This window comes from Amycolatopsis rhizosphaerae (assembly GCF_007713715.1).
Lineage (GTDB): Bacteria > Actinomycetota > Actinomycetes > Mycobacteriales > Pseudonocardiaceae > Amycolatopsis_E > Amycolatopsis_E rhizosphaerae.
This window is the reverse complement of sequence record NZ_VJWX01000198.1, coordinates 1-12321: the sequence shown is the minus strand read 5'-3', so window position 1 is coordinate 12321 and position 12321 is coordinate 1. Positions and strand designations below refer to the sequence as shown.

General features: G+C 70.0%; 12 protein-coding genes and 1 pseudogene. 10 read left to right on the top strand and 3 right to left on the bottom strand.

The annotated features are described in order from the left end of the window. The 9 genes and pseudogenes from FNH05_RS19795 to FNH05_RS19755 form a co-directional block, all read left to right on the top strand. Positions 1–1020, top strand: a pseudogene (locus FNH05_RS19795) (hypothetical protein); the annotation flags it as partial. Between the two features lie 59 nt (positions 1021–1079). After that, complete coding sequence (locus FNH05_RS19790) at positions 1080–1901, top strand: sugar phosphate isomerase/epimerase family protein (protein ID WP_144590190.1); 822 nt, start codon at positions 1080–1082, stop codon at positions 1899–1901. A gap of 98 nt (positions 1902–1999) precedes the next feature. Beyond that, positions 2000–2926 (top strand): proline dehydrogenase family protein, encoded by a 927-nt coding sequence (locus FNH05_RS19785; RefSeq protein ID WP_144590189.1) that lies wholly within the window; start codon positions 2000–2002, stop codon positions 2924–2926. After that, entirely contained in the window at positions 2923–3744 is an 822-nt protein-coding gene (locus FNH05_RS19780; RefSeq protein ID WP_144590188.1) for a thioesterase family protein, read from the top strand. Before FNH05_RS19785 ends, FNH05_RS19780 begins: the two co-directional genes overlap by 4 nt. A gap of 42 nt (positions 3745–3786) precedes the next feature. Beyond that, on the top strand, positions 3787–4602 hold the full coding sequence (gene proC / locus FNH05_RS19775; protein ID WP_144590187.1) for a pyrroline-5-carboxylate reductase: 816 nt from the start codon (positions 3787–3789) through the stop codon (positions 4600–4602). A 520-nt stretch (positions 4603–5122) separates the two neighbouring features. Further along, a complete protein-coding gene (locus FNH05_RS19770; RefSeq protein WP_144590186.1) occupies positions 5123–5335 on the top strand; it encodes a helix-turn-helix domain-containing protein in 213 nt (70 codons plus the stop codon). A 160-nt stretch (positions 5336–5495) separates the two neighbouring features. Then, on the top strand, positions 5496–5597 hold the full coding sequence (locus tag FNH05_RS19765) for a 30S ribosomal protein bS22 (protein WP_017986394.1): 102 nt from the start codon (positions 5496–5498) through the stop codon (positions 5595–5597). Positions 5598–5781: 184 nt separating this feature from the next. After that, entirely contained in the window at positions 5782–6825 is a 1044-nt protein-coding gene (locus FNH05_RS19760) for an NAD-dependent epimerase/dehydratase family protein (RefSeq protein WP_144590185.1), read from the top strand. A 32-nt stretch (positions 6826–6857) separates the two neighbouring features. Next, entirely contained in the window at positions 6858–7841 is a 984-nt protein-coding gene (locus FNH05_RS19755; RefSeq protein ID WP_246127841.1) for a lysophospholipid acyltransferase family protein, read from the top strand. 266 nt (positions 7842–8107) lie between these two features. Here the strand turns inward: FNH05_RS19755 and FNH05_RS19750 are convergent, their stop codons facing one another. Together FNH05_RS19750 and FNH05_RS19745 are read right to left on the bottom strand one after the other, a co-directional pair. Next, positions 8108–9730 carry an ABC-F family ATP-binding cassette domain-containing protein gene (locus FNH05_RS19750; protein ID WP_144590183.1) on the bottom strand — a complete coding sequence of 541 codons (1623 nt, stop codon included), beginning with the start codon at positions 9728–9730 and terminating at the stop codon, positions 8108–8110. Between the two features lie 269 nt (positions 9731–9999). After that, positions 10000–10629, bottom strand: coding sequence for a TetR/AcrR family transcriptional regulator (locus tag FNH05_RS19745; protein WP_144590182.1), 630 nt, complete (start codon positions 10627–10629; stop codon positions 10000–10002). A 70-nt stretch (positions 10630–10699) separates the two neighbouring features. Here FNH05_RS19745 and FNH05_RS19740 point away from each other — a divergent pair, with 70 nt between their 5' ends. After that, entirely contained in the window at positions 10700–11593 is an 894-nt protein-coding gene (locus FNH05_RS19740; RefSeq protein ID WP_144590181.1) for an NADP-dependent oxidoreductase, read from the top strand. Positions 11594–11615: 22 nt separating this feature from the next. Here the strand turns inward: FNH05_RS19740 and FNH05_RS19735 are convergent. Further along, the coding region (locus FNH05_RS19735) for an HAD family hydrolase (RefSeq protein WP_144590180.1) at positions 11616–12321 on the bottom strand (706 nt) is incomplete at its 5' end.

Genomic DNA, 12321 nt, shown 5'->3' with positions numbered 1-12321 from the left:
GCCCAGGAGCCCCCGGTTCTGCGCCGTCCCGTCCAGGAGTCGGGCGCGCTTCCGCTGCCCGAACCCGGGCCCGCCGACGAGCCACCGCGGCCGCCCGCCCGTGGCCAGGAGGAGACCCGGCAGGTGGCGCCCCTGCGGCGCACCCCGCCCGGGACACTCGCCGCACGCCTCGACGGCCTTGACGCCCCCGAGGAGGCCCCCGGGCCGGGGCCTATGGCCAGCGGCACCTTCCCGGCACCGCCGGCCCCTGGGGCGGGAGCGCCGCCGCGGCGGTCCCGCCGCGCACCCGCTCGGCAGGAGCCCGAACCCGGCCCGTACACCGAGCAGTTCCAGCCGCTGAACCCGGCCGCGGCGCCGGGTGGCCCGCCTGCCGGCCCGCCACCGCCTGCCGAGGTGCCGGTGCCGCCGGACGCCCCGCCTGCCGGGCTTTCCCGCTGGCGGCGCCAGCGTCAGAGCGTGAGTTCCGAGGACACCGAGGTCGGCGTGATGCCGCCGCTGCGGCAGGAGCCGGGTGGGACTCCCGAGCCGCATCCGTCGGGTTTCGCGCCTGCCCCGCAGTTCGACGAAGCCGCGATGGAGGCCACCGGTTTCCACGATCCCTTCGCCGAGGACGACGAGGAGGTCGACGAGTTCGGCGACTTCGGCGAGGCGGAGCCGGAGCGGCTGGACGGCTACGACTACGAGCCGGAAGCCGCGCCCGCCGGGCGTGACGAGTACGCCGACGAGGACGAAGCGCAGGATCGCGCCTCCGAAGCTTCTCCCGCGAAGCAGTGGCTCGGCATGGCCGTGCAACTCGCGCTGGGCGTGGCCGGTGGTGCCGGCGTGTGGCTGGGCTTCAACTGGTTGTGGGGCAAGCTGCCCGCCGCGGCGCTGGTCGCCGCGCTCGTGGTGATCGTCGGGCTGGTGTGGATCGTGCGGAAGATCCGCCGCGCGGACGACATCCAGACCATGGTGCTGGCCATCCTGGTCGGCCTGGTGGTCACCGTGTCCCCCGCCGCACTGTTGCTGCTGTCCCGTTGAGCACCACGGATCCGGCCCGGACCGGCGCCGCGCACGAAGGGCGCGGCGCCAGGAAGCCCATGCCCCGGCGGGAACCGCAGCACGAAGCACCGCACCGGCCACCGGTCGGCCTGTCCACCGCTTCGGTGTGGCCGCTGCGCGCCGGGACGGGCTTCGAGCTGGCCGCGGACCTGGGCTACGACGGTGTCGAGGTGATGGTGTGGGTCGACCCGGCCAGCCAGAACGTGCCCGAGTTGCGCCGCTGGTCGCGGCACACCGGGATGCCGGTGCTGTCGGTGCATTCGCCCTCGCTGCTGATCACCCAGCGGGTCTGGTCGCCCGATCCCGTCGTTCGGCTGCGCAAGAGCGTGGAGGCGGCGATGGATCTCGAGGCCCGCACGGTCGTGGTGCACCCGCCGTTTCGCTGGCAACGCCGCTACGGTGACGCCTTCGCCGATCTGATCGCGGAACTGGAGGAGGACAGCGGTATCGCGATCGCGGTGGAGAACATGTTCAAGGTGCGGCCGCCGGGCGGACGGCGGGACGCGCGGGTATCGGCGTTCCGGCCCTCCATCGACCCGACGGAGGTGGGCTACCGGCACTACACGCTGGATCTGTCCCACGTCGCGGCCGCGGGGATGGACGCGTTCGCACTGGCCGACCGGATGGGGCCGGGCCTGGCCCACGTGCACCTGGCCGACGGCACGGGCGTGCCGAAGGACGAGCACCTGGTGCCGGGCCGGGGCAGCCAGCCCTGCGCGGAAATCCTGGAGAAGCTGTCCACCGGTTTCGACGGCCAGGTCGTGCTCGAGGTCAACACGCGGCGCGCGCCGAGTCCGGCGCACCGGATGAAGGATCTCGCCGAAGCGCTCCTGTTCGCGCGGTTCCACCTCGGTCACTGATCGTCGCGGACGATCGGGGCACTGCGCCGGATGACGTAAAGATCAACTTCGTACCGGGAGCATGGGCTTCCGATATGTGAACACGTAAAGTTCCCGACGTGAACCCGCTGCGCTCGATGATCCTCGCCGCCGCAGGCAACGACACGGTGCGCCGTCTCGTGGCCACCGCACCCGGAACGCGCGCCGTGGTGGACCGGTTCGTCGCCGGGGAAACCGTCGCCGACGCGGTGACCGCCGTCGGCCGTCTCGTCGATGACGGGCTCTTCGCCACGCTCGACCACCTCGGCGAGCACACCGTCGACGAGGCGCAGGCGGAGCACGCGGTGCGGACCTACCTCGGTCTGCTGGACCGGTTGCAGGAGGAAGGTCTGTCCTCGCGCGTGGAAGTCAGTGTGAAGCTGTCCGCGGTCGGGTTGAAGCTGGACGAGAAACTGGCTCTGGACAACGCATTTCGGATCTGTGCCGCCGCCGGACAGTGCGGCACCACGGTCACGCTCGACATGGAGGAGCACGAGACCACGGACGCGACCCTGCGGCTACTGGGGGAGTTGCGGCACACCTGGCCATGGGTGGGCGCGGTACTCCAGTCCTACCTGAGGCGCACGGAGGACGATGTGGCGGCACTGGCGGGCCCCGACTCCCGCGTCCGGCTGTGCAAGGGGGCCTACGCCGCACCCGCCGCGGTCGCCTACCGCCGGGGCCACGACGTGGATCTGAGCTATTTGTGGTGTGCCAACCGATTGCTGGCCGGGGAGGGCTATCCGATGTTCGCCACGCACGACCCGCGCCTGATCAGGATCCTCGGCGAACGCGTGCGGTGGTACGGGCGCAAACAGGGCAGCTACGAGTACCAGATGCTCTACGGGGTGCGCCCGGCGGAGCAGCGGCGGCTGGCCTCGGAAGGGGAGACGGTGCGCGTGTACGTGCCCTTCGGTGAGCAGTGGTTCGGCTATCTGATGCGCCGGCTCGCCGAACGCCCGGCCAACCTGGGCTTTTTCCTGCGCGCACTGGCCAGCCGTTCGTGAGCACCGCGGAAGCCCACGACCCCGCGGCCTTCGAGCCGGCGTGCGCGGTGAGATCACTGGGAGACGGGACGCTCACCGCCGACCTCCGGCAGGAATGGTCGATCGGAAACCACCCCCACGGCGGGTTCCTGATGGCCCTGATCGCCAAGGCCGCGGTCGCCGTCCTCGCCGAACGCGGCGACCCTTCGGCCGAACCGCTTGTGGTCAGCGCGGAATTCCTGCGCCCACCGGCCATCGGGCCGGTGCTGCTGCGCACCGACCTTCGCAAGATCGGCCGCCGCGCCACCGTGGTGTCGGTACGGCTGGAACAGCGTGGCCGAAGCTGCGTCGAGGCCACCGTGACCACGGGCCGGCTGCCGGTGCGACGCCCGGACTGGGCGGATCTGCCGTCGATGCCGGTGGAACCACCGCCGCGGGCGATTCCGCTCGGCGGCGAAACCGGGGAGGGCGTCTTCAACCTGGCCAAGGGGTGCGATGTCCGGCTCGACCCGGCGACCGCCGGGTACCTGTCCGGCCGGGTGGGCGACCCGCCGCGGATGCGGCTGTGGGTCCGGCCGCGGCACGGCTTGCCGGACCCGTACTTCGCGTTGCTCGCCGGTGACGTGAACCCGCCGGTGGTGTTCAACCTCGGCCGGTCCGGGTGGGCGCCGACCGTGCAGCTGACCGCCCTCCTGCGGGCCCGGCCCGCGCCGGGCTGGTTGCGGGTGCTGGTGGACTGCCGGTCGATCCACGAGTCGTGGTTCGACTCCGATGCCACGGTGGTCGACTCCGCGGGGCGGCTGGTCTGCCAGGCCCGCCAGCTCGCCCTTTCCCCCTGAGCCGGACGCAAATCACTTCCCGCCACTCTCTACGCTCGGGGCATGACGACGATCGCGGTACTGGGTGCGGGGAAGATCGGTGAGGCGCTGCTGTCGGGGCTGCTGAACAGCGGCCGGGGCGCAGGAGATCTGCTGTTCACCGAACGGCACCCGGATCGGTCCGCGGAGCTGACCGCGCGCTACGGCATCGCGGGCGTCGAGCCCGCCGAGGCCGCGAAGCGGGCGGACGTGCTCGTCGTCGCCGTCAAGCCGCAGGACATCGAGCCGGTGCTGACCGAACTGGCTCCCGTGGTCGGCCCGGAGACGCTGATCGTGTCGCTGTGCGCGGGACTGCCGACTTCCCTGTACGAGCGGAGGCTGGCCGAAGGAGTGCCGGTCGTGCGGGTGATGCCGAACACGCCGATGGTCGTCGGTGAAGCGATGAGCGCCATTTCCCCCGGCAGCCACGCGACCCCGGCGCATTTGGCGCTGGTGCGGGAAATGCTGTCCTCGGTCGGCGAGGTCATCGAGGTCCCGGAGTCCCAGCAGGACGCGGTGACCGCGCTGTCCGGTTCGGGCCCGGCGTACTTCTTCTTCCTCGTCGAAGCCATGATCGACGCGGGGATCCTGCTCGGCCTGCCGCGTGCCGTCGCGGAGAAGCTGATCATCCAGTCGGCGGTGGGCGCGGCGAAGATGCTCGCGGAGACCGCCGAGCATCCGGTGATCCTGCGCGAGGCCGTGACTTCCCCGGCCGGCACGACCATCAACGCCATCCGCGAGCTGGAAAAGCACGGTGTGCGCGCGGCGTTGCTCGCCGCGATCGAAGCGGCGCGGGACCGTTCGGTCGAGCTCGGAAAACCGCACGACAGCGCGTCCTGACCGGCGGAGAGCGCTGGTCAAGGTGCTGGAAGGCGGAAAGATTCCCTATACCGGGTCTGTCACGGAAAGTATTGAGGGTGCTGCACTACGAAGCCGAAAGTGCTTGTGGTGCGCGCTGTTCAAGTAGCTTTCCCGGCTTTCCTCGACCCCTCGGCAAGATTCCCCATATGACACCCGAGGAGGCTGCTCGCCGCATCGCATGTCGGGTAAGTCCTTCTCTGGACCTCGGACGTGATTTTCCGTGCCGCGCAGGGTAATCCGGGACCGTCACCGAAAGTCCGGCAAGCGGTGCGACAGTGGCTCCCGCTCGCGACCGTCACCGTTTTCCTTGCCATCCCGCGAGTTCGGGGTGAGAAGTCGACTTTTTCGTATGGTCTCGCGCCCGGTTGGACCAATCTTTCCGCGGGCCGTCGCATAGGTCCCAGCGACACCGCTACCCTCAGAAGCAAAGCACGTGCGTGTCGGTACCGCCGGTGGGGAAGCCGAGCGGCGCGACACGTGCCGAAGGGCACGGTGACGTATGTCGTCGAACAACAATGACGTGCCCGCAGTCGGGCAGGTTCAGTTCCTCACGGTCGCCGAGGTGGCCGCGCTCATGCGGGTGTCGAAGATGACGGTGTACCGCCTGGTGCATTCGGGCGAGCTGCCGGCCGTGCGGGTCGGCAAATCGTTCCGCGTCCCGGAGAAGGCGGTGCACGAGTACCTCCAAGGCGCCTACTTCGACGTGGGCTGAACTGTGCCCGACTGCGGTGCGGTCGTGGAAGACGGGGCCCTGCGCCGGGCTCGACGGGCACGGCGGGTAACCTGAGAGGCCGCTCGCGCCTGATGCGCTCCATCCTGTTGGACGCTGCGCCGGGCAGCGTGAGGACAGGACCAACCGTGAAGGAGCACCAGTGGGCTCGGTGATCAAGAAGCGCCGCAAGCGCATGTCCAAGAAGAAGCACCGTAAGCTGCTGCGCCGCACTCGGATGCAGCGCCGCAAGCAGGGCAAGTGACGCGAAGGCTAACGGCTTATTACAGCGACCCGTCCGGCTACCCGGGCGGGTCGCACCCGTTCGGGTGACTTCGGCGCCGTGCCGGTGAGCTGCGTTAATAGCCTGTTAGCGGCGCTGCCCCGCCCCGCCGGGCGGGGGTAACATCTCGAACGCCGCCAGAACCAACCCTTTGTCAGGGGGTTTCATGCCGTCGACAGTCGTGCTCGTCACCGGAGTCGGGGGAGACCTCGGGGGCAGGCTGCTGGCCCGCCTGGGCAACAATCCGGAGTTCGAGCGGGTCATCGGCGTCGACACCGCGCCGCCTCCCAAGCAGGTGATGCGCCGCCTGGGACAGGCGGAGTTCGTGCGCACGGACATCCGCAACCCCCTGATCGCCCGGGTCATCGACGACGCCAGGGTGGACACCGTCGTGCACGCCGCGACCACCTGCCATCCGGCGGGGCCCGCGCGGCGCGGCGTGCTCAAGGAAGTCAACGTCATCGGCACCATGCGGCTGCTCGCCGCCTGCCAGCGTTCCCCCTGGATGCGCAAGCTCGTGGTCAAGTCGACGGCCGCCGTATACGGCGCCGGTGCCCGCTCGCCCGCGGTGTTCGGTGAGGACGCCGAGCTGATCCCCGCCTCGTCCAACGGCTACGCCAAGGACGCGGTCGAGATGGAGGGCTACGTGCGGGGACTGGCCCGCCGCAGGCCCGACATCACGGTGACCACGGCGCGGTTCACCAACCTGATCGGGCCGGACGTGGACACCGTGCTGGCCCGCTACTTCGCGCTGCCGGTGGTGCCCACGGTGCTCGGCTACGACGCCCGCCTCCAGCTCCTGCACTCCTCCGACGCGCTGGCCGTGCTCGAGACGGCCACGCTGGAGGACAAACCGGGGGTGTTCAACGTCGGCTCCGACGGGGTCCTCACCCTGTCGCAGGCGATCCGGCGGGCCGGGCGCGTCGAGCTGCCGGTACCGCGTGCCCTCGTGCCGTCGGTGGCCAAAATGCTGCGCGGCGCCCACCTGGTGGACTTCTCGGAGGACCAGGTGCGCCTGCTGAACTACGGCCGGGTGGTGGACACCACAAGGCTGAAGAAGGTGTTCGGCTACTACCCGCGGTGGACCACCGCCGCCGCCTTCGACGACTACGTGCGGGGCCGGGGACTGCGCCCGGTCATCGACGGTGACGCGCTCGCCACGCTGGCGGGCAGGGTGTTGACCGCGGCGGCGACCGGTCAGGCGCGATGAAGCCGGAAGCGACAGGAGACGAGGACGTTCCCGTGACCACCGGTGTGGACGCCCGGGTCATTCCGCTCCGGCGCGCGCAGGGGAAGCCGAAGACCGTCCGGCCCGGCACGCCGGACCGTGCACGGCCGCGGCCGGTGAGTGAGCTGCCGAAGGCCGCCGCCCCGATGGCGGAGACACCCGAGCCCGATCCGCTCACCAGGACGCTGACCTTCCTGCGCGACCGGCTCACCGGCCGCTACCCGGTCGACGAGTTCGGGTTCGACCCGGAGTTGACCGACGCCGTCATCCTGCCGCCGCTGCGCCTGTTGTACGAAAAGTGGTTCCGGGTCGCCGTTTCCGGGGTGGAGAACCTGCCCACGGCGGGTGGGGCGCTGGTGGTGTGCAACCACTCCGGCACGTTGCCGCTGGACGCGGTGATGACCGCGGTGGCGGTGCACGACGAGCATCCCGCGCACCGGCACCTGCGCATGCTGGGTGCGGATCTGGTGTTCCGCACGCCGGTACTCGGCGCACTGGCCAGGAAGTCCGGCCAGACGCTGGCCTGCAGCCCCGACGCGGAGCGGCTGCTGTCCTCCGGTGAGCTGGTCGGGGTGTGGCCGGAGGGTTACAAGGGCCTCGGCAAGCCGTTTTCCGCTCGTTACAAGCTGCAGCGGTTCGGACGGGGCGGTTTCGTGTCGGCCGCCCTGCGCACGCGGGTACCGATCATCCCGTGCTCGATCGTCGGGGCCGAGGAGATCTATCCGAAGATCGGCGACCTGAAGCCGCTGGCGCGGCTGCTCGGCCTGCCGTACTTCCCGGTGACACCGTTCTTCCCGTTGCTGGGCGCGCTGGGCACCATCCCGTTGCCCAGCAAGTGGTCGATCGAGTTCGGTGAGCCCATCCCGACCGACGGCTTCACCCAGGAGGAACTCGACGACCCGATGCTCGTGTTCAACCTGGCCGATCAGGTGCGGGAGTCCATCCAACAGGCGCTCTATCGCCGTCTCGCCCGCCGCAAGGGTGTCTTCGGCGGCTAGGTAGGGCGTGTATCAAAGTGGCTTGGGTAGCAGTGCGGGTAGCGGAACCTCAGGCGGTCCCTGGCTGTGGGATCTCCTCCTCATGAATGCCAATTCACCACGTCGGAGCTGTCCTCGCCAGGAACCGCCTGAGAACCCGCGGCGGTGCCAGTTGACAGCGTGGCGCAAGCGGCTGACGCCGCTTCAAGACGCGAAATTCGACTTGTGTTGACCAACGCTCGACTTCGATACAGGTCCTAGCGCGACCAGAGCGCCGTTTCCGCGGTTCAGCGGCTCGCGGGTGCGGAGGTCTCCCGCAAGCGGCCTTCGCCGAGCCTCAGCCGGCGATCGATTCGGATTTCGGCGAGGAAGCGTTCATCGTGGCTGACGATGACGAACGCGCCCTGGTAGGCGTTGAGAGCACTTTCCAGCTGTCCAGCGCTGACCAGGTCGAGGTTGTTCGTCGGTTCGTCCAGCAACAACAACTGTGGCGCGGGTTCGGCGAACAGGATGCAGGCCAGTGTGGCGCGCAGTCGTTCCCCGCCGGAGAGGACGGCGACGGGCAGGTGCGCCCGGTCACCGCGGAACAGGAAACGGGCCAGCAGGTTCATCCGCTGCGCCGGGGGCATCGCTGGCGCGAACGCGGCCAGGTTTTCGGCGACGGAGCGGCCGTCGTCGAGCAGGTCCAGGCGCTGGGACAGGTAGGCGATCCGGCCGTCGGCCCGTTTCCTCTCGCCGCTGTCCGGTTCCAGCTCGCCGCTGATCATCCGCAGCAGCGTGGACTTGCCGGATCCGTTGGCGCCGCTCAGTGCGATGCGTTCCGGCCCGCGGATCGTCAGGTCGACGCCGTCGGCGAAGAGGTCGCGCTTGCGCAGTCCTTCGCCGAGGAACAGGGTCCGGCCCGCGGGGATGGCGGTCCGGGGCAGTTCCAGGGTGATCTTCTGGTCTTCGCGCAGCGACCGTTCGGCCTCGTCGAGTTTGGCCTTGGCGGCGCCGACCCGGGCCGCGTGGGTGCCGTCGGCCTTGCCGGCGGACTCCTGGGCGTTGCGTTTGCGGGCTCCGGCGAGGATCTTGGGCAGTCCCGCGTCGGCGATGGTGCGCTGGGCGTTGCTCGCCCGTTTGGCGGCCCGCTCGCGGGCCTGCTGCATCTCGCGCTTCTCGCGCTTGACCTCCTGCTCGGCGTTGCGGATGTTCTTCTCCGCCACCTCGCGTGCCGCCTGGACGGCCTTCTCGTACTCGGTGAAGTTGCCGCCGAAATGGGTGACCTCGCCTGCGTCGAGTTCGGCGATGCGATCCATCCGGTCCAGCAGGGCGCGGTCGTGGCTGACCACCAGGAGGCAGCCGGACCAGTCGTCGAGCACGTCGTGGAGTTTGCGGCGAGCGTCGAGGTCGAGGTTGTTGGTGGGTTCGTCGAGCAGCAGCACGTCCGGCCGTTTGAGTAGCCGGGCCGCCAGCCCGAGCGAGACGATCTGGCCGCCGGACAGGGTGCTCAGCGTGCGGTCGAACGCGAGGTCGCCGAGACCGAGCCGGTCCAACTGGGCGCGGGTGCGTTCCTCGATGTCCCAGTCGGTGCCGATGGTGGTGAAGTGCTCCTCGTCGACATCGCCGGACTCGACGGCTTCGAGCGCGCGCAGGACCGGGTCGATGCCGAGGACCTCGGCCACGGACGGTTCGCCGGTCAGCGGCAGGTCCTGGGGCAGGTAGCCGAGCAGGCCGTCGACGGACACGCTGCCCGTGACGGGCCGCAGTTCGCCCGCGATGAGCCTGAGCAGGGTCGTCTTGCCGGCGCCGTTGGGGGCGACGAGGCCGGTACGGCCGTCGGGGACGGTGGCGGACAGTTGTTCGAAGACCGGGGTGCCGTCGGGCCAGGAGAAGGACAGACCGGACACGACGATGCGGGAATCGGACATGAAGGCGAGACCTCGAAAGTGTGGGACGCGGGCCGGTGGCCCGCGTGCGAATGGGTGGACGACATGGCCACCGCGGCGAACATCTGCCGGGGGCCCGTTACCTCCGGGGCTCACCCGGAGATGTCGTCTTCACCTGCCACGTCGAGTCTCCTTCGAACGATCTTCTGCCCTTCGACCATAACAGCCGGTTGCCTCATGTGTGCCACGTTCGGGCCGGTGCCGGGTGCCCTGAAGGTCGCCTCGATGGCACGCCCCCGCCTCCGGCCCGCTCACGTGGCGGTGGCGACCGGACCGGCCTCTGTCCTTTTTGGAGTAGAAGTTCGAGAAGGGCGGGCGGCCTCCCAGGCCGCCTCGATCATCAGGAAGATCTCGTCCACCGCGGCTTCCGGGTCGGCCGCCTCGCGGGCCAGGGAATGGGCGTCGACCACGAACTTCGCGATCGTCCGGCAGGCCGTTGTGGCCCGGGGCAGGCCGAGGTCGGCGGCGATGGCCGTTGCCAGTGACTGTGCATGGCGCAGCTTCATCGACTCCTCGTACTGCCGCAGGGCGGGCGATTCGTCGATCATGCGCCAGATCGGGGCGGCGCCGTCCCGGCTGCAATGCCGCACCAGGGCCCGGGTTTCGCGGCGCAGCGCGGGGATGAGCGGCTCGTGCGGGGCTCGGCCGGTGACCGCCTGCGTGAGGCGTTGCTCGAAGTTTTCGTCCTGCTCGAACACCAGGGCCTCTTTCGAGGCGAAGTGGGAGAAGAGCGTGGTGACGGCCACGTCGGCCTCGGCGGCCACCTCGCGGATGCCCACCGCGTCGTACCCGCGCTCCAGGAAGAGCTGCAAGGCGGTGTCGGCGATCTTCTGGCGGGTCGCGGCCTTCTTGCGCTCGCGGCGTCCGGGCGGCACGGTCATCTCCAGATGCTATCAGATACAAGACCGAATCTGTTTTGAAAAGCTAACGGTTAGTGTTATCGTCGGCCGCATGAAGAAAGTGATCTTCGCCGAGTTCGGCGGCCCGGACGTTCTGCAACTCGTGGACGCGGAGGAGCCCCACGCGGGCCCCGGTCAGGTCCGCATCGCCGTGCGGGCGGCCGGTTTGAATCCCGTCGACTGGAGGGTCCGTGAAGGCCAGATCCTGGGGGCCCATCCGATCGAGTTGCCCGCCGGAGTCGGGCAGGACGCCTCCGGGGTGGTGGACGAGGTCGGCGAGGGCGTCGAAGGCATCGAGGTCGGCGACCCCGTGTTCGGCGAAGGGGCGAGCACCTACGCCGAGTTCGCCGTGCTGTCGGCCTGGGCCCGCATGCCCGAGGGCCTGACGTTCGAAGAGGCGGCCGGCTACCCCTCCGTGGTGGAGACCGCGCTGCGCATCATCCGGGAGGTCGGTGTGCGGCCCGGGCAGACACTGCTGGTCAGTGGTGCGGCCGGGGGAGTCGGATCGGCGGTGCTGCAGATCGCCCGTGACCGCGGCATCGCGGTGATCGGCACCGCCGGGGCCGCGAACCAGGACTATCTGCGCAGCCTGGGTGCCCTCGCCACGACGTACGGCGAGGGCTGGGTCGAGCGGGTGCGGCAGCTCGGCCAGGTCGACGCGGCTCTCGATCTGGCCGGCTCGGGGGTGATCCGTGAGCTCGTCGAGCTGACCGGGGATCGGCAGAAGGTGATCTCCATCGCCGATCTCGGAGCGCCGGAGTTCGGTGTCCGATTCTCCGGCGTGGCCGGGAGCGTGCCGCAAGCGCTTGTCGAAGCCGTGGACCTCATCTCGCGGGGAAAGCTCCACACCCCGGTCGAGAAGTCGTACACGCTCGCCGAAGCCGCCGCGGCCCACCGCGACAGCCAGGCCGGTCACACACGCGGACGCCGGGTCCTGGTCGTCTGAGCCGGAAACCGGCTTCGCCCGGCTAGCGGCGGCGGTAGGCCATTCCTGCCGCGACCGCCCCGGCGAGGGCGCCCGCGCCGAGCACCGACGGGACGCCGATCTTCGCGGCCTTGCGGCCGGTGCGGAAGTCCCGGATCTCCCATCCGCGGGCGCGGGCGATCTCGCGGAGGGTGGCGTCGGGGTTCACCGCGACCGCGGTGCCCACCACGGACAGCATCGGCACGTCGTTGGACGAGTCGGAGTAGGCCGTGCAGCGGCGCAGGTTCAGGCCTTCGCGCGAGGCCAGTGCCCGCACCGCGTGCGCCTTGGCACGGCCGTGCAGCAGGTCGCCGACGAGCCGGCCGGTGTAGACGCCGTCGACGTGTTCGGCGACCGTGCCGAGCGCGCCGGTCAGCCCGAGCCGGCGTGAGATGATCGCGGCGAGTTCCACGGGGGTCGCGGTGACCAGCCACACCCGCTGTCCGGCGTCGAGGTGCATCTGGGCCAGTGCGCGCGTGCCGGACCAGATCTTGTCGGCCATGAGCTCGTCGTAGATCTCCTCGCCGACCCGGTTCATCTCCTCTACGGTTTTACCGGCCACGAAGGACAGCGCTTGCGCACGGCTGGACTGCACGCTGCCGTGGTCCTCCTTGCCGCCGATCCTGAACTTCACCTGTTGCCAGGCGAAACCGGCGAGGTCCGAGGTGGTGAAGTACTTGCGGGCGGCCAGTCCGCGGGCGAAGTGGAAG

Bases quoted from the DNA above. Each gene is read 5' to 3' on its own strand.
- FNH05_RS19740 (WP_144590181.1), top strand. From the start codon at position 10,700: ATGAAGAAAGTGATCTTCGCCGAGTTCGGCGGCCCGGACGTTCTGCAA.
- FNH05_RS19760 (WP_144590185.1), top strand. From the start codon at position 5,782: ATGCCGTCGACAGTCGTGCTCGTCACCGGAGTCGGGGGAGACCTCGGG.
- FNH05_RS19790 (WP_144590190.1), top strand. From the start codon at position 1,080: ATGCCCCGGCGGGAACCGCAGCACGAAGCACCGCACCGGCCACCGGTC.
- FNH05_RS19770 (WP_144590186.1), top strand. From the start codon at position 5,123: ATGTCGTCGAACAACAATGACGTGCCCGCAGTCGGGCAGGTTCAGTTC.
- FNH05_RS19745 (WP_144590182.1), bottom strand. From the start codon at position 10,629: ATGACCGTGCCGCCCGGACGCCGCGAGCGCAAGAAGGCCGCGACCCGC.
- proC (WP_144590187.1), top strand. From the start codon at position 3,787: ATGACGACGATCGCGGTACTGGGTGCGGGGAAGATCGGTGAGGCGCTG.
- FNH05_RS19750 (WP_144590183.1), bottom strand. From the start codon at position 9,730: ATGTCCGATTCCCGCATCGTCGTGTCCGGTCTGTCCTTCTCCTGGCCC.